Here is an 18,142-nt window from a genome sequence, read left to right on the forward strand (position 1 = left end):
GTGTCCAGATGAGTATCGCGACATTGGTCAAAACGCGATTCATTGCGCGCTGGATGTCCTATCTGCAATGCGCGTTCGCGCTGGTTTTTCTCCTTGCAGCACCTGCCGCCGTTGCCACGACCGATCCGGCTCGACCGGCGGTGTCCGCCCCGGCCAGCTCGACCGCGGCGTTGCCGCCGCCTCCGGAGACGCTGACGGTCGGCATGCTCGTCGGCGGCTGGGCGCCGTTCGACGATTGGGTCGACGGCAAGCCCGCCGGCCTCAGCATCGACTATCTTCATCTAACGCTGCCCGATCACGTCGCGCTCGACGTCAAGATGTTCCCCGACATGGCCGCGTTGCTGAAGGCGGCGTGCGAGGGCCAGGTCGACATCGTGCCGAGCGTTGCGCGCACGCCCGAGCGCGAGCGCTGCCTCACGTTCTCGGCGCCGTACTTCCGCGGCGCGACGGCCGTCGTGACCCGTACGAGCGACAACGCCTTCTTGGCCTCGGCCCGCATGGGCAACGCACGAATCGCGGTGGAAAAAGGATTTTCGCTGGAGCGGCAGTTGATCGACCGCTACCCGCGTGCGCAAATCGTGGCGCGGCCGGATACGTCGGCCGCGCTGCGCGCCGTCGCGGACGGCAGCGCCGACGCCTACTTCGGCTTTGCGCCGGCCGTGCGGTACGCGCTGGCGGCCGGCAACTTCGGCAATTTGCACATCGCGGTCGAGGAAGCGAACCGGGTGAACGAGCTGCGTTTCGCAATGCCGCGCACTCGGGCGGCGCTGCGCAACCAGATCGACGCCGCGCTTGCCCGCCTGCGTCCGGTCGACGAGGACGCGATCCGCGCGCGCTGGATCGGCTCCAGGATCGACGCCCGGAGCGGGGAGCCGGGGGCGGGCCTGGAGCTCGACGCGCGGGAGCAAGCCTATCTGCGCGCGCTGCCGATCATCACGATCGGGTTCGACGCGTCCTGGGCGCCGTTCAGCTACATCGATCAGGAGGGCCGGCGGAGCGGCATCGCGTCCGACTACCTCGACTACCTGAGCCGCACGCTCGGCGTGTCGTTTCGCCGCTCGCCGGACGCCGACTGGGCTGCCGCACTCGATTCGTTCGAGCGCGGCAACATCGCGCTGCTCGCGACCGCGACCGCAGGCGATCCGCGCCTGCCCGGCGCGCAGTTCACCGATGCCTACGAAAGCTATCCGATCGTCATCGCCGCCCGGCACGACGAGCCACCCGCCCAAAGCCTCGCTGATTTCGCGAATCGCCGCGTCGTCGTGACCGAGCATCTGGTCGATCCGGAGCGGCTCTTGCGGTCTGCGCCGCAGGTGTCATTGATCGTGGTGCCCACCGTCGAGGCCGCGCTGCGCAAGTTGGCAGCGGGTGAAGCCGACGCCTACGTCGACAACGTCGCGACGATCGACGCTGCGATTCACGACAAATACGCAGGAATATTGAAGATTGTCGGCACCGTCGACGCGACCGGCCAGATCGCCTTTGCGCTCAGCCCGGACCTCAAGCCGCTGGCGGGGCTCATCGACCGCGCGCTGCGCGCGATGCCGCAGTCCGAGAAGCTGCGCATTCGCCAGAAATGGCAGGGCGATGCGGCGCACGATCACACAGCGCAGGTGACGTCGCTGCGGCTGTTGCCGCTCTTGATCGGGATCGGCGCCGTACTGTTCGTGACGCTGCGCGCATACGTGCTGCTGCAGCGCGAGGTGCGGCGGCGCGAGCAGATCGAGCGCCGGCTCGAGTCGCAATTGAATTTCCAGCAGACCATGATGGAGACGGTGCCGTATCCGCTGCTCGCGAAGGATTCCGCGAATCGCTACGTCGCGGTCAACCGGGCGTTCGAGCTGATGCTCGGCGTCGATCGCAACGATGTGATCGGGCGCACCGGCGCCGAGGCGTGCGCATGGGGTCGTCAGCATAGCGAAACACTCGACCGTCTCACGGCCGAAACGCTGCGCATGGGCGCGCTGCGCAGCATCGAACTCGACTTCACGAACCGCGCGGGCGACTTGCGACACGGCCTGTTCTGGGTCGGCGCGTATGAGGGCCTCGACGGGGCCGGGCCGGGGGTCATTTGCACGATGGTCGACATCACGGAAATCCGCCGCGCCGAGCGCCGCGCCCGCGAAACCGAGCGGCGGCTGTTCGATGTCACGCGCTCGCTGCCCGCCGTCGTGTTCCAGCTGCGGCGCGACGCGCATGGCGAGTACTCGCTGCCCTATATCGGCGGGGATACGCTGCACTTGCTGGGGGGCGAAGCGACCGCGCTGTTCGAAGACAGCGTGTTCACGCTCGTCTGCGACGAAGACCGCGCGCGCGTCCAGGCGGAGCTCGAACGGTCGGCGGTGACGGGCGAGCCGATCCTGGCCGAATTCCGCCACCGCGGCGACGCGCCGGCGCGCTGGGTCAGGGCCGAACTCGTGCCGCGCAAGGAGCCGGACGGCAGCGTCGTGTGGAGCGGCTATTGGGCCGACGCGAGCGCCGAGCGCGCACGCGCCGACGAGCTTGCGCACGCGCGCGACATCGCCGAAGCCGCATCGAAGGCCAAGGACGATTTCCTCGCGATGATGAGCCACGAAATCCGCACGCCGATGAACGGCGTGCTGGGTCTCGTCGAGGTGCTGGGCACCACGCCGCTCGACGTCGATCAGCAGCAGATGCTCGGCATGATTCACGATTCGGCGGGCGCGCTGCTGCAGATTCTCGACGACCTGCTCGACTACTCGAAGATCGAGGCCGGCGCGCTCACGATCGAGGCCGAGCCGATCGACATACGCGAGCTGGTCGACGGCGCCGTTGGCCTCCTGGCGGGGCGCGCGCACGAAAAGGGGCTGCGCATGCGCGTCGACGTCGAGCCTGAAGTTGCGGCGACGCTGCGCGGCGACGGTGTCCGGCTGCGGCAGATTCTCTTCAACCTGCTCAGCAACGCGATCAAGTTCACGCTGACGGGCGAGGTGTCGGTGCATGTCGCCGTCGTCACGCAGACCGAGGAGGGGCAGAGCATCGACATGTCGGTCGAGGATACCGGCATCGGGATCGCGCCCGACGTCCAGGCGGGCCTGTTCGATCCGTTCGTGCAGGCGGAATCGTCGACGACGCGGCGCTTCGGCGGCACGGGTCTGGGCCTCGCGATTTGCCGCAAGCTCATCGACCTGATGGGCGGCACGCTCACCCTGCACAGCGCGCCCGGTGCGGGCACCACGATGATGGTGCGGCTCGTGATGCCGGTTGCGCAGCAGAACTATGCGACCGGGCGTCTGCGCGGCAAGCGCGGGATCGTCGCCATCGACGACTTCCGCGTTGCGCGCTCGCTCGTGCATTTCGGCCGGGCGCTCGGCATGGATCTGCGGCGCATTTCGCCGGACAGCGCGGAACTCGACGACCCCGCCAAGATGGCCGAGGTCGACCTGATCTTCGTGCGCGACGATTTCGACGTGCAACGGCTCGGGCGCGGCAAGCCCCGCATCATCCACGTGACGGAGAAGAGCAAGGCAACGGGCTACCGCGTGCTCGAAAACGACATTCGCGTGAGCGTCAATCCGATTTCCTGGCACGGTCTGGGCGCCGCCTGCGTGGCGGCGCTTTCCGACGCCGCGCAGCCGACGGCGAAGGGCGGCCCTTTCGACGAGCGCCACGCGCCGCCCGATCGCGACAGCGCGATCGCGAACGGCCGTCTCGTGCTGGTGGCGGAAGATCATCCGGTGAATCAGGAGCTGATCCGCCATCAGCTCGAGCTGCTCGGCTTTGCGTGCGACGTGGTGGACGACGGCGCCGAGGCGCTCTCGGCGCTCGACCGTCACCCGTACGGCTTCCTGATTACCGATTGCCACATGCCGAACCTGTCCGGCTACGACCTGGCCCGGCAGGTGCGCGAGCGGGAAGGGCGCATCGGCAACGTCGCCCGCCTGCCGATTCTGGGCGTGACGGCGAGCACGGCGCCGGAGGAGCTGCGCTTGTGCCGCGAGGCGGGCATGGACGACTGCCTCGTCAAGCCGACGCGGCTCGCCACGCTGCGCGATCACCTCGAGCGCTGGTTCGGCGCGGAGGGCGAAGGCAACGTCGCCGTCGCCTTCGCGGAAGCTCGCCCGGCGCCTGCCAAGTCTTCGGGCGCCGCCGGCGAGTTCGGTCCCGGCGATCTCGCCTATATGCGTCAGTTGTGGGGCAGCGAATCGACGGTCAAGGCGCTGCTCGATTCGTTCGTCGTCTCGCTGCACGAGGATTTGCGCAAGCTGCCGCCGCTGTTCGAGAGCGGGGACGTGATGGAGCTACGGCATTGGCACCATCGCGTGTCAGGTGCCGCGAGCGTGCTGCGCTATCAGCCGCTGCTCGACATGCTGGAAGCCTTTCGCAACGCTATCGCGACGAAACCGCACGACGAGCTGCGCGCGGCGGGCCGTTTGCTCATCGAGCGCTGCACGGCGATGCTCGAGCGCATCGAGGAGCAGGCGTCGCGTCTTTCGTAGCGGGCCGCCGGGCCCGGCGTGCGCGCAAAACCACGGGTTCTGGCGTTGGTGCCCTCTGCTACACTGAAACCCGAGTCGCATAAAAATCAAATCGACCTAGCTGGGCGTTTTCGACTACAGGAACTAGAAATGAAATTGCTCCGTCGATTGTTGATGATCGTGCCGGCGCTCGCGGCGATCGGCTACGCGCAGGCCACCAAGTGGACCAACCTGTCGAGCGCGAGCGATCTTGTCTACGCGATCGATACCGACAGCATCGCGAAGAACCCCCAGGGCTACATCGAATATCTGGCGAAGACCACCTGGACGTCGCCTTCGCCGCTGCCGGGCTCGACGGCGCCGGTGTCGGTGTCCGTCACGCGCTATCAGATCGATTGCGGCAACAAGCAATGGCGTGCGCTCGATACGCACTATCAGGCGGCGGACGGTTCGTCCGTCGGCACGTATTCGGCGGCACCTGCCGATTGGGCATCGATCGCGCCGGGCACTGTCGTCGACGCGATGTTTCAGAAGGTCTGCTGAACAAACGCGTCGAGTGGGCTTGCGCGGAGGGCCGCGTGCGAAAGGCAAAAAAAAACGCGGCCGAAGCCGCGTCAAACATTGGAGACTGCCTTCGAAGAAGGAGTCACTTCTCGCAAAAACAAGTGTAGTCAAAGTGCATGAAGGAATTGAGTCCGATATTTGCAATGGACTGTTTTCAACGAGGTGAAGAACTTTCGCCATTTGCACTAGGATGAAAGCCCGCCGCTCACCGCGCGACTCGTCTCAAGATTGCATCGGCGGCCTCAACGTTCTGGAGAGAATATGTTTTCAATTCGTAAGCTGAATGTTGCCGTACTGTTGTGGGCAGTAGCGATGGGGGCGGCCTATGCCGATACGGTTGCGCTCAAGGCGGATCTCGAGCCGTCGAGCGAAGTGCCGCCAAAGGTGAGTCAAGGCCATGGCGCGCTGACCGCGACGTTCGATACGTCGTCCAAGGCGCTGAAATGGCACATCACGTACGAAGGGCTCTCCGGCCCCGCGATCGCCGCGCATTTCCACGGCCCTGCGCCGGTCGGCCAGAACGCGGACCCCAAGGTGCCGATCCCGAAGAACAAGCTCCCGAGCCCGATCGATGGTTCCGCGACGCTGACCGATTCGCAGGTCGCCGAGCTGATGGCCGGCAAGTGGTACTTCAACATCCATACTGCGGCGAATCCGAGCGGCGAGATTCGCGGACAGGTTCTGCCGGCGAATTGAGGCGGACTGAGCTGAATTGAGCGCTGCGTAATGAGCCCCCGCTCCGAGGCGGGGACGTTTTAAGCGAGAGTGGCGTGCCGCACGGCTTGCGGCGCACCGCTCTCCTCGTTGTTTAGGTGCGCGCGCCCACCGCCGCGCCGGGATTTGCCCTTACCATGAAGCATTAAATCAATAAGAGGGAGGGCGCTGCGATGAGTTGGCAAAGCGCAATAACATGCTGGTTTCTGCGCCGTCAGTTCAGGCCGGAGACGCTGAAGCCGGAGATTAGCGTCGAGCGCACGCGCGAGCATTCGGACAAGCGGCTCTGGTCGCCGAAGGTGCCGCGCGGCTGGCGTCTAGTCGAACGATACCGGCCCGGCGACGCGCCCTTGCGCGGCGAATGGCTCGAGCCGCCGGCAGCCATGCCGGCCGTGGCGCCAACCCGCACCCTCTTATATATCCACGGCGGCGGCTACTACTTCTGCTCACCCAAGACTCACCGTTCGCTCGTGTTCGCGTTGGCCGCGCGCTGCGGCATCCGGACATTCTCGCTCGACTACCGGCTCGCACCCGAGCAACCGTTTCCCGCCGCGCTCGACGATGCGCTCGCGGCATACCGTCAGCTGCTGGCCGAAGGCACGTCGGCCGATTCGATCGTGCTGGCGGGCGATTCCGCCGGCGGCGGCCTCGCCCTGGCCACGCTGGTTGCGCTGCGCGACGCAGGCGATCCGCTGCCGGCCGCCGCGCTGCTGTTTTCGCCGTGGACCGATCTCGCCGCAACGGGCGCTACGATCGCGACCAACGATGGCCGCGATCCGATGTTCTACGGCGTGGCGATCGAGCGGGCAGCGAAGTTCTATCTCGCCGATACCCCCGCGACCCATCCGTATGCGTCGCCCCTGTATGCCGACTTTGCGGGCCTGCCGCCGCTATTCATCCAGGCGGGCAGCACTGAAGTGCTGCTCGACGATTCGCGCCGCGTGGCCGAAAAGGCGCGCGCTGCCGGGGTGCCGGTCGACCTCGAGATCTGGCCGGACATGCCGCACGTCTGGCAGATTTACGCGCCGTTCGTGCCGGAAGCCGGGAGGGCGCTCGATCGCGCCGCCGCTTTCGTGCGCCGTGCGGCGCGCGGTGAGCCCGTTCACGCGTCGAGCGATACGTCGATGGTCTGATACGCGGCCTTGACGGCCTCCTGGCCGTAGCGGTGCTCGAGCCGGCGCACGGTGAAGTGCCCGTGCGCCATTTGCTGAAAGTGGTCGATGAAGACGGTGTTGACCATCGCGCCGAGCACCGCGCCGATCGCGGGAATCGACTTCGCTGCGACCTGTTCGCTCACCTGCACCGAGAAGCGCGAGGCGATCGCGTTCACGAGCCGCACGAGCGCCGTCGAGCTGTGCGCCGTGAAGCCTTTTGCCGCAATCTCCGAGCTCGCTTTCGAGACCTGCTGGGCCAGTGCGCCGCGCACGATGAAGTAGCCCAGTTCGGCGTCTTCGCCGGCGCTGCCTGCCTTCGGCAGGCTGCCCATGGCGAGCACGGCGAGGCACTGCAGCTGCGAATCGATCGCGGTCAAATCCTCGCCTTCGCTGCGCGCGATGTCGCAGATCGAGCGGAACATCAGCGTGGTCGTGACCGGCAGCTCGACCGGCAGCGCGAGGAACCCGAACGCGCCGCCCGCGGCGCCCGTGGTCGCGACGGCCAGTTTGTGCAGCAGGTTGCTGGGCTTGTCGAAAGCGCCGGACGACGGCTCGGCCTTGCCAAGCGTGCGCAACGCGATTTGCAGGCATTTGCGCAGCGCGATCTGGGTGGCGTCCGCGATCTTTTCGTTTGCGACGGCCGGCAGGCTCGAAATGAGCTTTTCGACCGGCGAGCCGACCATCCCGGCGAGCTTCATCGTCAGCGACGGGCTTTCCAATTGCGTTTTCGCAACGCGCAGCGCCCTCAGGTCGTCGGCGGACAAGGTGGCGGTGAGGGGAATCGGCTCCATGAGCGTCCTTTGATCAGACCAAACGAGGCGAGCAGTGTGTACGCGGCTTAGTTGTAAGACAAGAGATTACCCGCCATGCTATGATTTCGCATTCTTTGACTCGTCAACCGTTGCAGTAGCAAAAAATGGCCGTCCATACCGCAGCCCACCATTCGAGCGGGCAGGTGCTTCCGTTCCGGGAATCGCTCCTCGCGATGCTCGGCATTTCCTTCGTGACGATGCTCGTCGCGCTCGATCAAACCGTCGTCGGCACCGCGCTGCCGACCATCGTCTCCGAACTCAAGGGTTTCGAGTTGTACGCGTGGGTCGCGACGTCGTACCTGCTGACGTCCGTGATCACGGTGCCGATCTTCGGTCGGCTCGGCGACTATTACGGGCGCAAGCCGTTCGTGATCGCGTCGATCGTGCTCTTTACCGCTGCGTCGGTGCTGTGCGGCGCCGCCAACGACATGCTCTTTCTCGTGCTCGCGCGCGGCCTCCAGGGGATCGGCGGCGGGATGCTGGTCGGCACGGCGTTCGCGTGCATTCCCGACCTTTTTCCCGATTCCGTCGTGCGCCTGCGCTGGCAGGTGATGATGAGTTCGGCGTTCGGCATCGCGAACGCGGTCGGACCCTCGCTCGGCGGTTTCCTCACCCAGTACTACGGGTGGCGATCGGTGTTCTACGTCAACCTGCCGGTCGGCTTGCTCTCGCTTTTCTTTGTCTGGCGCTATCTGCCCCATTTGCGCCATATCGAGCATCGCGGCAAGATGCGGCTCGATTGGCCAGGCGCGGTCCTGATCGCCGTGGCGCTCGGCTGCCTGCAGCTTTTCGTCGAGTTGCTGCCGAAGCACGGCGTCACGCCCGGCGTCGCGGCGCTCTTGGCCGTCACGGCCGTTTCGGCCTGGGCGTTGTGGAATTGGGAGAAGCGTTTCGAGCACGCCATTCTCCCCGTCGACATGTTCCGCAACAAAGCCCTCGCCGCGCTCTTCACGCTCGCGGTGCTCGGCGGATTTTCGATGTTTTCGCTGCTGTTCTATGCGCCGCTCCTGTTCCAAGGCGGCTTCGGTCTCTCGCCGAAGGACGCGGGCCTCGTCATCACGCCGCTCGTCGTGTTCATCACGATCGGCAGCATCGTGAACGGACGCATCGTCACGCGCATCCGCAATCCGAACGCGATGCTGTATGTCGGCTTTGCGCTCCTGGCGTTGTCCTGCCTCGGCGCGGTGATCGCGACGCACAGCATGCCGCGGCCGCTCCTGATGACGTTCATGGTGCTGGGCGGCGTCGGGCTCGGCTTTGTCATGCCCAACCTCACCGTGTTCGCGCAACAGACCGCCGGCCGCGAGCACCTCGGCATCGCGACGGCGCTATTACAATCGCTGCGCATGATCGGCGGGATGATCGGCACCGCGTTGACCGGCACGCTCGTCACGCACATGTACGCAAGCGGCGTGCGCAATGCGCTTTCCGCGGACGGCGCCGAGCATTGGTTCAGCCAGATGGGCGACCCGCAGATTCTCATCAATCGCGACGAGCAAGGCACGCTGCTCGGCCAGCTCGCGCAGGCGGGGCACAATGGCGCCGCGCTGCTCGAAGCGGCGCGCGAATCGCTGGTCGGCGCCATTCACGTGGGTCTGGCGGTGGCGGCGGTCGTGGCCGTCGTGTCGGTGTGGCAGTCGCGGCGCGTGCCGCATGTGAAGATTCGGCGCGTCGAGCCGGTCGTGCACGCCGACTAACGTTACACATCAGGGTTTCGGGTTACAGCATGGAAGAGCAGGATCGCGTCGCCATCGTTCAGCAGTTCGGCCGGACTTACCGGGTTTTCATGTCGGCGTTCGAGGCGCATGTCGGGCACCCGTTGCCGCGCTGGCGCATTCTGCGCGAGCTGCACGATCAGAAGGGCGAGTCGTCGCAAAAGCGGCTGGTGGAGCGCTTGCGTGTCGACCCGGGTGCGCTCACGCGGCAATTGAAGTCGCTCGAAGCGCTCGGCTGGATCGCGCGCAGCACCGATGTGCGCGACAACCGCATCACCAACGTGAGGCTCACCGAAGCAGGACGCGAAGCGATCGAGGCGAGCTTGCCGCGGCGCAATGCGTTCCTGCACGATACGATGTCGGCGCTGCCGGACGATGTGCTGTCCGCGCTCGGCAGCGCGTTGAGGATGCTCGAGATTCGGATCGGCGAGGTGGGTGCGCCGATGCCCGAGGAGATTGTCGAGCGCTGAGCGTGCCGCGACCTGTTTAGCCCACCCGATGTGATGACGGGATTCGCGCGCCGCTTGCAGCGCACGAATCCCGATTTCGCTTAAAAGAACGTCTCGATCACTTCTGTCACGCGATACTGCGGATCGACGACGAGCACCTGCCGCCACTTGTCGAACGTGAGGCACGGATGCGAGATATCGAACGCGATCATGTCGCCCACTTTGAGATCGGCGCCAGGCGGAATCCGCAGATAGGCGTGCTGATCCATCATGCCAAACACTTCCCAGCCCTCGTCGGCGCCGATATTGCGCGGCTCGCTCGTGCCGGGGCGATAGTGGCGCGCGGGCTCCGGAAGGCCCGCATCGAACGCCGAGTCGCGCTTGCCCATGCCGATGATCGCGCGGTCCGGCTCGGGAATCGACTGCACGTACGCCCATAGCTGCAGCGCAGGCAACAGCCCTTCGCCCATTTTCCTGGCGATCGGGTTGCGCGCGAAAATGTCGGTCTGCGCCTTCTTGTAGATGCCGACGTCGTGCGTCAGATAGCAGCCCGGCCGCAGCACGACTTCGATCTCGCCCGCCGCCGACGCCTGGGCGAACTCCTCCGCCACCACGTCGTACCACGCGGACCCCGCACCCGACAGAATCGCCGGCGTGCGCGCGAAGCGGCCGGCTTTAAATAGCTCGCGCGTCGTCGCGACCGCGCCGCGCAGGAACTCGCGCACTTCCGGCTCTTCCTTCAACACCCCTTCGTAAAGCTCGATACCCGCGAGCTCGAGCGCGCGCGGATAGCGTGCGATCGCGGCGAGGACGGCGTCGCGTTGCGCGGCGTCACGCACGCCGGTGCGCCCGCCGGGCACCCCGAGTTCGATCAACACTTGCAGCGTCTTTCCGACCGAGCCGAAAAATTCGCCGAGTTGCTCGACGCCTTCAGCCGAATCGACGAGACAGAAGAATTCGAAATCCGGATCGGTGAGTAGCTCGGCGATCATCACCATGTTGTGCCTGCCGACGAGCTGGTTCGCCATCAGCACGCGCTGCACGCCGCCGAGATACGCCGCGCGCACCTGATGCGCGGTGGCGAGCGTGATGCCCCAGGCGCCGGTCTCGATCTGCCGGCGAAAGAGCTGCGGCGCCATCGTCGTCTTGCCGTGCGGGGCGAGCTTGACGCCGTATTCGGCGACGAACGCCTGCATCCATTTCAGGTTGTGCTCGATCCGGTCCGCGTACAGCACCGCTGCCGGCAGACTGACATCCTCGTTCAGCAGATTCCACTCGAGGCGCGCCGCTTCGTCGAGCTGGACGCTCGCGCTCGGCAACATGCCGAGTCCCTTGCTGTAGGGATCGATCGTCGCGGTCTGATAGTTTGTAACTTTCAGCATCTCTGCCTCATCGTTCGGTTAAATAGAATCGAAAGTTGACTTTGCCATGGTACAGAAAGTACGATCGGTGCGGAAATGTTATTTAGTACCAAGGCGCCTCTGCAGGGCGGCCTGGTGCAATGCGCGTGAACGGATGAACACGACCAGCGAACCGCTTTCCTTCGATATCGTCGCACGCATCGCCGAATGCGCGCCCGAGCTGCGCTCGGCGGAGCGCAAGGTCGCGGCGCTGATCCTCGACGACCTGACCGGCGCGTCGCGCGCCAGCATCGGCTCGCTCGCGAAAGACGCCGAAGTCAGCGTCGCTACGGTCACGCGCTTCGCGAAAGCCGTGGGCTGCCGCGACGTGCGCGAGCTGAAGCTGCGTCTCGCGCAGGCCGCCGCGGTCGGGCAGCGTTTTCTCAAAGCCGATGCGGGCGGCGACGATACTCCCGAGCCGCTCGCCACGCGCGTGTTCGACGACGTGCAGACCGCGCTCGCTCACAACCATCAACTGCTGCGCCAGGCGCCGATCGCCGAGGCCGCCGCCACGCTGCGTGCCGCGAAGATGATCTACGTATTCGGCATGGGCGGCGGCTCGACCGCGCTCGCCGACGAGATGCGTTTTCGGCTCGTGCGGCTCGGGCGTCCGGTCGCGACCTATCAGGACGGCCTGCTGCAGCGCATGGTAGCGAGCACTTTGTCACGCGATTGTGTCGTGATTGCGTTGTCGGCGACCGGACGCGTGCCCGAGATGGTCGAAAGCTGCCGGATCGCGCAGCGCTACGGCGCGACGCTCGTTGCGATCACCGCGCCCGCTTCGCCGCTCGCCAAGCTCGCCGACTGGCTGATCCCGATCGTCGCGTTCGAAACCGATTTCATCTACAAGCCGTCGTCGTCGCGCTACGCGATGATGATGGCGCTCGACGTGCTCGTCACCGAGCTCGCGCTCGCGCAAGGCGACGAGAGCCGCGAACTGCTGCGCCGCATGAAGCACGCGCTCGACGCGCATCGCGGCGGCGGCGAACGCCAACCGCTAGGAGACTGACTCATGCACTCGCATCCCGAAGCTGCCGATACGCTGATCGTCGACGTGCAACTCTACGACGGCACGGGTGCGCCGCCCGTCGAGCGCGACATCGCGTTGCGCAACGGCAAGATCGCGGCGATCGGCAATCTGTCGAACTGGCTCGCGGAAGAAGTGATCGAGGCGAACGGGCAGGCGCTCGCACCTGGTTTCATCGACGTGCACACGCACGACGACACCCACGTGGTCCGCGCGCCGCAGATGCTGCCGAAGCTCTCGCAAGGGGTGACGACGGTGATCGTCGGCAACTGCGGGATCAGCGCATCGCCGGTCACGTTGAAGGGCGATCCGCCCGACCCGATGAACCTGCTCGGCGAGCGCGACGCGTTTCGTTATCCGACGTTCGCCGCTTATGTGGAAGCGGTGAATGCGGCACAGCCGGCGGTCAACGTGGCGGCGCTCATCGGCCACACGGCGCTGCGCAACAATCAGATGGACCGGCTGGACCGGGCGGCGAGCGCGAGCGAAATCCAGGCGATGTGCGCGCAGCTCGAAGAAGCATTGAAGCATGGCGCGCTCGGCCTCAGCTCGGGGCTTGCGTACGGATCGGCGTTCGCCGCGCCGGCCGAAGAAGTGATGGCGCTCGCCGAGCCGCTTGCCGCGGCCGGCGCGCTCTACACGACGCACATGCGCACCGAGTTCGACGCGATCCTCGATGCGATGGACGAGGCGTACCGCATCGGGCGGCATGCGCGCGTGCCGGTCGTGATCTCGCATCTGAAATGCGCGGGGCCGTCGAACTGGGGGCGCAGCACCGAAGTGCTTGCCTCGCTCGAAGGCGCGCGGCGCATGCAGCCGGTCGGCTGCGACTGCTATCCGTACAACCGCAGCTCGTCGACGCTCGATTTGAAGCAGGTGACGGGCGATATCGACATCACGATCACCTGGTCGACGCCGCATCCCGAGATGGCGGGCAAGCTCGTGAAGGAGATCGCCGCGGAATGGGGCGTGTCGCAACAGGAAGCGGCGGCGCGCCTGAAGCCGGCGGGCGCGGTCTATCACAACATGTCGGAAGAGGACGTGCGGCGCATCCTGTCGCATCCCGCGACGATGGTCGGCTCCGACGGCTTGCCGAACGATCCGCTGCCGCACCCGCGTCTGTGGGGCGCGTTTCCGCGCGTGCTCGGCCACTATGCGCGCGACGCGCAGCTGATTCCCCTCGAGGAGGCGGTGCGCAAGATGACGGGGCTCTCGGCGCGGCGCTTCGGGCTCGCGCAGCGCGGCGAGATCCACATCGGCTATCACGCCGACCTCGTGCTATTCGATCCGGCCCGTGTGCGCGATGCCGCGACGTTCGACAACCCGCAGCAGCCGGCGGACGGCATCGAAGCCGTGTGGGTGAACGGCGTGCTGTCGTACCGCAGCGGGCAGGCGACCGGCGAGCGCGCAGGCCGCTTCGTCGCGCGCGGCGCGCGGTCGTTGGGCGATGCGCACGGAGCGTTCTGAGGGACACGCCGCGCTGGCGAAATGGATCAACTGTGAAGGCGCCGCCGCTCGGCATGGCATGGGACGATGCGCGCCTAAACCCACCAAAAGGAGTGAAGGACGATGAAGCGATATGGAGTTGGCGATGCCAAGGGCACTGGCGGTCAGGTGATGCCGTTCGCGCGCGCGGTCGAGGCGGACGGCTGGCTGTACGTGTCGGGCCAGACGCCGATGGTCAACGGCGAAGTGGTCGAGGGCGGCATCGTCACGCAGTCGAAGCAGGCGATCGAAAACGTGATGGCGATCCTCAAGGAAGCCGGCTACGGCCCGGAGCACGTCGTGCGCTGCGGCGTGTGGCTCGACGACGCGCGCGATTTCGCGTCGTTCAACAAGGTGTTCCTGTCTTACTTCGGCGCGAATCCGCCGGCCCGCGCATGCGTGCAGTCGAGGATGGTGATCGACTGCAAGGTCGAGGTGGATTGCATCGCGTATAAGGCGCCGGCGGGGAAGGCTTAGTACGCTGCGCGGCATTGCTTGCGCAATAAAGCAAGAGAGCGGCTCATTGGCCGCTCTCTTTGTTTGTGTCGACCCGAGTTAGCGCTTTAGCGGTTACTCCAAGCCCTCAGCGGTCGACGCGGGTTCGCGCTTACTGTCGCGCCAACCTCGCGTTATCCGGCATCGGCAGGTTATAGCTCGTGCGGAACGGATTGATGTCGAGCCCGCCGCGCCGTGTATAGCGCGCGTACACCGCGAGTTTCACCGGCTGGCATTCGCGCATGATGTCGATGAAGATCCGCTCGACGCATTGTTCGTGAAAGCCCGTGTGGTTGCGGTAAGAAATGATGTAGCGCAGGAGCCCCGCATGATCGATCTGCGGGCCGACGTAATGAATCTGGACGCTGCCCCAATCGGGCTGTCCGGTTACCGGGCAGTTGGATTTCAGCAGGTTCGAAAACAGCGTTTCCTCGACCGGGGCTTCGTCCAGCGCGGCCTTCAGCAAGGCCGGATCGGGATGGTAGACATCGGCATCGAGATCGAGCCGATCGAGCGACAAGCCCTCGAATTCCTCGATCTTGAGCTTCGCGAACTCCGACGACGGCGTCGCCAGGCGCACCGACACGCTTGCGCCGCACGCCGCCGAGACATCACGCTTGAGCATCTCGCGCAGCGCATCGAGCGACTCGACTTGCGTCTGGGCAAACGAGCCGAGATACAGCTTGAACGACTTCGACTCGACGATGTTCGGCGACTCGGCCGGCACATAGAACGTCGCGATCGCGATCTGTGGCTTGCCGCGCGGATTCAGCCACGAGAGCTCGTACGCGTTCCAGATATCGGTGCCGAAGAACGGCAGTTGCGCGCCGATGCCGATCGTCTCGCGCGCCTTGTTGCGCGGAATCGGAAAGAGCAGCGACGGGTCGTACTGCTCGGTGTACGCGGCGGGTTTGCCGAGAGGGGATTGTTCGGGTGTCATGATCCGTTCACGATGCCGCTCACCACGTGGCCGGTCGCCGTGACGACGCGGGCCGATTCGCAGTGGCGAATTTGATCGTCGAAGAAGAAATCGGGCTCGAACTCGCGCAGGAATGCGCCCTTGTCGAGTCCGCCGAGGAACATCGCTTCGTCGATTTCGATGTTCCAGGCCATCAAAGTACGGATCGCGCGCTCGTGCGCGGGCGCCGAGCGCGCGGTGACGAGCACCGTGCGAATGCGCGGCCGCACGCCGCCGTCCGCGAGCTTTTGCAGCTTGTGCAGCGCTTCGAGCAGCGGTTTTAAAGGACCGTCGGCGAGCGGCAGGTCCTTGTTGTCGAGCTCGTGGCTCACGAACGCCTCGACGCCGTTCGCCTGAAAGACGCGCTCGGCTTCGTCGGAGAACAGCACGGCGTCGCCGTCGAACGCGATGCGGATCTCGTCCGGATAGGTGCTCGCCATGCGCGCCGATTCCGGCAACACGCGCGCGGCGGGAAAACCGGCGGCGAGCGCGTCGCGCACGTCGTCCTGATTCGCCGACAAAAACAGCGACGCGTTCAGCGCATTCAGATACCCAAACGGCGCGCGTCCGCGCGTGAAGACGCCGCGCTCGATCGCGAGCCCATGCTCGGCGCACGAGCGAAACGCGCGCAGGCCGCTGATCGGATCGCTGCGCGACAGCAGCACGACCTCGACGCGATGATGCTCGCCGACATTGAGCGCGAGCAGCTTGCGGATCAGCGCGAACGCGACGCCGGGCTTCGCGGCGACGTTCAGCCGCGAGCGCTGCAGCGTCTCGTAAGCCTTCAAGTCGCCCTCTTCGAAGACGCGGTTTTCCTCCTCGAAGTCGAACAGCGCTCGCGACGAGATCGCCACAACCAGCTTGTCATCGAGCGAAAAAGGCATGCGCGTGCTCCTGCCGGCTCACGCCAGGAACAGGCGATAGACCGGATTCTGGCTCTCGTCCCAATACGGATAGCCGAGCGTCGACAGGAACTCTTCGAATTCGGCGTTCTCCGCTTCGGGCACCTGGATGCCGACGAGGATCGAGCTGTAGTCCGCGCCCTGGTTCCGGTAGTGGAAGAGGCTGATGTTCCAGTCCGGCGCCATCGACGACAGGAACTTCATCAGCGCGCCCGGCCGCTCGGGAAATTCGAAGCGGAACAGGCGCTCGTCGTGCGCGAGCGGCGAGTGGCCGCCGACCATGTAGCGGATGTGCTGCTTCGAGAGTTCGTCGTTGGTGAGGTCGACGGCGGGGAAGCCATGCGCCTGGAAATTCTCCGCGAGCGCATCGGATTCGCCGCGGCGCTTGATTTGCACGCCGACGAAGATATGGGCCGAGCGCGCATCGGCGATCCGGTAGTTGAACTCGGTGACGCTGCGCTCTCCGACCAGTTCGCAGAAGCGCTTGAAGCTGCCGCGCTCCTCGGGGATCGTCACCGCGAACACCGCTTCGCGCGCCTCGCCGACTTCGGCGCGTTCGGCGACGAAGCGCATGCGGTCGAAGTTCATGTTCGCGCCGGAGGTGATCGCGATCAGCGTCTCGTTCTCGATGCCTTCGCGCTCCGCATATAGCTTCGCGCCCGCGACGGACAGCGCGCCCGACGGTTCCAGCACGCTGCGTGTATCGAGGAAGACGTCCTTGATCGCGGCGCACAGCGCGTCGGTGTTCACGGTCAACACTTCATCGAGATATTCGCGGCACAGGCGGAACGTCTCCTCGCCCACGAGCTTCACCGCGGTGCCGTCGGCAAAGAGGCCGACTTCGGCGAGCGTCACGCGCTCGCCGGCCTTGATCGACTGCGCCATCGCGCACGAATCGTCGGACTGCACGCCGATGACCTTGATCTCAGGACGCACCGCTTTCACATAGGCCGCGACACCCGCAGCGAGCCCGCCGCCGCCGATCGGCACGAAGATCGCGTGGATCGGCGCCTGGTGCTGGCTCAGAATTTCCATCGCGGCCGTGCCTTGGCCCGCGATCACGTACGGATCGTCGAACGGATGCACGAACGTCATGCCGCGCTCTTCTTGAAGCTTGACGGCGTGGGCGTAGGCGTCGCTATACGATTCGCCCGCCTGCACGACCTCGACGGTCGGCCCGCCGTGGGCGCGCACCGCATCGACCTTGACCTGCGGCGTCGTCACCGGCACCACGATGACCGCCTTGACGCCCATCTTCGCCGCCGAATACGCGACGCCTTGCGCATGATTGCCCGCCGACGCCGTGATCACCCCGCGCGCGAGCGCCTCGGCCGGAATGTGCGCCATCTTGTTGTACGCGCCGCGCAGCTTGAACGAGAAGACGGGCTGGTTGTCTTCGCGCTTCAGATACACACGGTTCTTCAGCCGGGCGGACAGGTTGCTGGCGGGCTCGAGCTCGGTTTCGCGGGCGACGTCGTAGACGCGCGCCGTGAGGATCTTCTTCAGGTAGTCGTGTGGGGCCATGGGGGGATGCGCGATGCGCTCGGCAGTACGCAAGAATCAAAGAGGAAAAGATCAATGATAGCGCCAACGGCTTCGATTCCGGCCGGTACGGCCACTTGAGTTCGGGCCGGTACGCGTATTTTGCCAACCGTCCGTTCGGTAAATTTTTGTGCGGAAAATTCGCCTCCTAACGCGGCTTTCGATCGCCGAAACGTCCGTTTCGGCAGATTTCCAGCGTCAACGCGTATCGAGATCATGGGGTAGAATTCCGTTTTGAAACAAGGATCGAAAGATGCACTGGCAGCCTCGGACCGCCCATTTGATGCCGATTTCGCGCGACGCATGTCCCGCGGCGCAGCGGCACGTCCGATGCGCACGATCGTGTAGCTGCATCTGATTCGCGAAGGCCCGCGCTCGCGCTTTGTCCGCATTGTCCGCTTCGTCATTCGGACTCGCGCTCGAGCCGCGGTTTGCGCTTCGCCCTCATAGAAGAATCCCTAGAATTGCGCCCCATGCGCATGCCGT

At 65.6% G+C, this 18,142-nt stretch carries 14 protein-coding genes; 9 read left to right on the forward strand and 5 right to left on the reverse strand.

The window, feature by feature from the left end; genetic code table 11:
* Positions 1–8 precede the first annotated feature (8 nt).
* The 4 genes from FAZ95_RS02565 to FAZ95_RS02580 all read left to right on the forward strand — a co-directional run bounded on the left by FAZ95_RS02565 (position 9) and on the right by FAZ95_RS02580 (position 6,850).
* On the forward strand, positions 9–4,460 hold the full coding sequence (locus FAZ95_RS02565; protein WP_254699790.1) for an ATP-binding protein: 4,452 nt from the start codon (positions 9–11) through the stop codon (positions 4,458–4,460).
* 129 nt (positions 4,461–4,589) lie between these two features.
* Positions 4,590–4,982, forward strand: coding sequence for a surface-adhesin E family protein (locus tag FAZ95_RS02570; RefSeq protein ID WP_137331009.1), 393 nt, complete (start codon positions 4,590–4,592; stop codon positions 4,980–4,982).
* Between the two features lie 282 nt (positions 4,983–5,264).
* Entirely contained in the window at positions 5,265–5,699 is a 435-nt protein-coding gene (locus FAZ95_RS02575; RefSeq protein ID WP_137331010.1) for a CHRD domain-containing protein, read from the forward strand.
* A gap of 191 nt (positions 5,700–5,890) precedes the next feature.
* Positions 5,891–6,850, forward strand: a complete 960-nt coding sequence (locus FAZ95_RS02580) for an alpha/beta hydrolase (RefSeq protein WP_137331011.1) — start codon at positions 5,891–5,893, stop codon at positions 6,848–6,850.
* Here the strand turns inward: FAZ95_RS02580 and FAZ95_RS02585 are convergent.
* Complete coding sequence (locus tag FAZ95_RS02585; RefSeq protein WP_137331012.1) at positions 6,820–7,662, reverse strand: EcsC family protein; 843 nt, start codon at positions 7,660–7,662, stop codon at positions 6,820–6,822. The genes FAZ95_RS02580 and FAZ95_RS02585 overlap by 31 nt on opposite strands.
* 125 nt (positions 7,663–7,787) lie before the next feature.
* Between FAZ95_RS02585 and FAZ95_RS02590 the strand changes: the two genes are divergently transcribed.
* A complete protein-coding gene (locus FAZ95_RS02590) occupies positions 7,788–9,380 on the forward strand; it encodes an MDR family MFS transporter (protein ID WP_137331013.1) in 1,593 nt (530 codons plus the stop codon).
* A gap of 29 nt (positions 9,381–9,409) precedes the next feature.
* Positions 9,410–9,868 (forward strand): MarR family winged helix-turn-helix transcriptional regulator, encoded by a 459-nt coding sequence (locus FAZ95_RS02595; protein WP_137331014.1) that lies wholly within the window; start codon positions 9,410–9,412, stop codon positions 9,866–9,868.
* A gap of 80 nt (positions 9,869–9,948) precedes the next feature.
* On the opposite strand, the gene FAZ95_RS02600 is transcribed toward FAZ95_RS02595, so the two are convergent.
* Entirely contained in the window at positions 9,949–11,226 is a 1,278-nt protein-coding gene (locus FAZ95_RS02600) for an amino acid deaminase (RefSeq protein WP_137334396.1), read from the reverse strand.
* Positions 11,227–11,362: 136 nt separating this feature from the next.
* Here FAZ95_RS02600 and FAZ95_RS02605 point away from each other — a divergent pair, with 136 nt between their 5' ends.
* The 3 genes from FAZ95_RS02605 to FAZ95_RS02615 all read left to right on the forward strand — a co-directional run bounded on the left by FAZ95_RS02605 (position 11,363) and on the right by FAZ95_RS02615 (position 14,236).
* Positions 11,363–12,256 carry a MurR/RpiR family transcriptional regulator gene (locus FAZ95_RS02605; protein WP_137331015.1) on the forward strand — a complete coding sequence of 298 codons (894 nt, stop codon included), beginning with the start codon at positions 11,363–11,365 and terminating at the stop codon, positions 12,254–12,256.
* Positions 12,257–12,259: 3 nt separating this feature from the next.
* Positions 12,260–13,741 (forward strand): N-acyl-D-amino-acid deacylase family protein, encoded by a 1,482-nt coding sequence (locus FAZ95_RS02610; RefSeq protein WP_137331016.1) that lies wholly within the window; start codon positions 12,260–12,262, stop codon positions 13,739–13,741.
* 102 nt (positions 13,742–13,843) lie between these two features.
* Complete coding sequence (locus FAZ95_RS02615) at positions 13,844–14,236, forward strand: RidA family protein (protein ID WP_137331017.1); 393 nt, start codon at positions 13,844–13,846, stop codon at positions 14,234–14,236.
* Positions 14,237–14,366: 130 nt separating this feature from the next.
* Here FAZ95_RS02615 and queF read toward each other — a convergent pair whose 3' ends face one another.
* The 3 genes from queF to ilvA are packed head-to-tail and all read right to left on the reverse strand — an operon-like array spanning position 14,367 to position 17,638.
* Entirely contained in the window at positions 14,367–15,194 is an 828-nt protein-coding gene (queF, locus tag FAZ95_RS02620; protein ID WP_137331018.1) for an NADPH-dependent 7-cyano-7-deazaguanine reductase QueF, read from the reverse strand.
* A complete protein-coding gene (locus FAZ95_RS02625; protein WP_137331019.1) occupies positions 15,191–16,096 on the reverse strand; it encodes a 5'-nucleotidase in 906 nt (301 codons plus the stop codon). The genes queF and FAZ95_RS02625 overlap by 4 nt, the downstream gene beginning before the upstream one ends.
* An 18-nt stretch (positions 16,097–16,114) precedes the next feature.
* Positions 16,115–17,638, reverse strand: a complete 1,524-nt coding sequence (ilvA, locus tag FAZ95_RS02630) for a threonine ammonia-lyase, biosynthetic (RefSeq protein ID WP_137331020.1) — start codon at positions 17,636–17,638, stop codon at positions 16,115–16,117.
* Between the last annotated feature and the right edge of the window lie 504 nt (positions 17,639–18,142).

Source organism: Trinickia violacea (assembly GCF_005280735.1).
GTDB classification, from domain to species: Bacteria; Pseudomonadota; Gammaproteobacteria; order Burkholderiales; family Burkholderiaceae; genus Trinickia_A; species Trinickia_A violacea.

Bases quoted from the DNA above. Each gene is read 5' to 3' on its own strand.
- FAZ95_RS02565 (WP_254699790.1), top strand. From the start codon at position 9: ATGAGTATCGCGACATTGGTCAAAACGCGATTCATTGCGCGCTGGATG.
- FAZ95_RS02570 (WP_137331009.1), top strand. From the start codon at position 4,590: ATGAAATTGCTCCGTCGATTGTTGATGATCGTGCCGGCGCTCGCGGCG.
- FAZ95_RS02575 (WP_137331010.1), top strand. From the start codon at position 5,265: ATGTTTTCAATTCGTAAGCTGAATGTTGCCGTACTGTTGTGGGCAGTA.
- FAZ95_RS02580 (WP_137331011.1), top strand. From the start codon at position 5,891: ATGAGTTGGCAAAGCGCAATAACATGCTGGTTTCTGCGCCGTCAGTTC.
- FAZ95_RS02585 (WP_137331012.1), bottom strand. From the start codon at position 7,662: ATGGAGCCGATTCCCCTCACCGCCACCTTGTCCGCCGACGACCTGAGG.
- FAZ95_RS02590 (WP_137331013.1), top strand. From the start codon at position 7,788: ATGGCCGTCCATACCGCAGCCCACCATTCGAGCGGGCAGGTGCTTCCG.
- FAZ95_RS02595 (WP_137331014.1), top strand. From the start codon at position 9,410: ATGGAAGAGCAGGATCGCGTCGCCATCGTTCAGCAGTTCGGCCGGACT.
- FAZ95_RS02605 (WP_137331015.1), top strand. From the start codon at position 11,363: ATGAACACGACCAGCGAACCGCTTTCCTTCGATATCGTCGCACGCATC.
- FAZ95_RS02610 (WP_137331016.1), top strand. From the start codon at position 12,260: ATGCACTCGCATCCCGAAGCTGCCGATACGCTGATCGTCGACGTGCAA.
- FAZ95_RS02615 (WP_137331017.1), top strand. From the start codon at position 13,844: ATGAAGCGATATGGAGTTGGCGATGCCAAGGGCACTGGCGGTCAGGTG.
- queF (WP_137331018.1), bottom strand. From the start codon at position 15,194: ATGACACCCGAACAATCCCCTCTCGGCAAACCCGCCGCGTACACCGAG.
- FAZ95_RS02625 (WP_137331019.1), bottom strand. From the start codon at position 16,096: ATGCCTTTTTCGCTCGATGACAAGCTGGTTGTGGCGATCTCGTCGCGA.
- ilvA (WP_137331020.1), bottom strand. From the start codon at position 17,638: ATGGCCCCACACGACTACCTGAAGAAGATCCTCACGGCGCGCGTCTAC.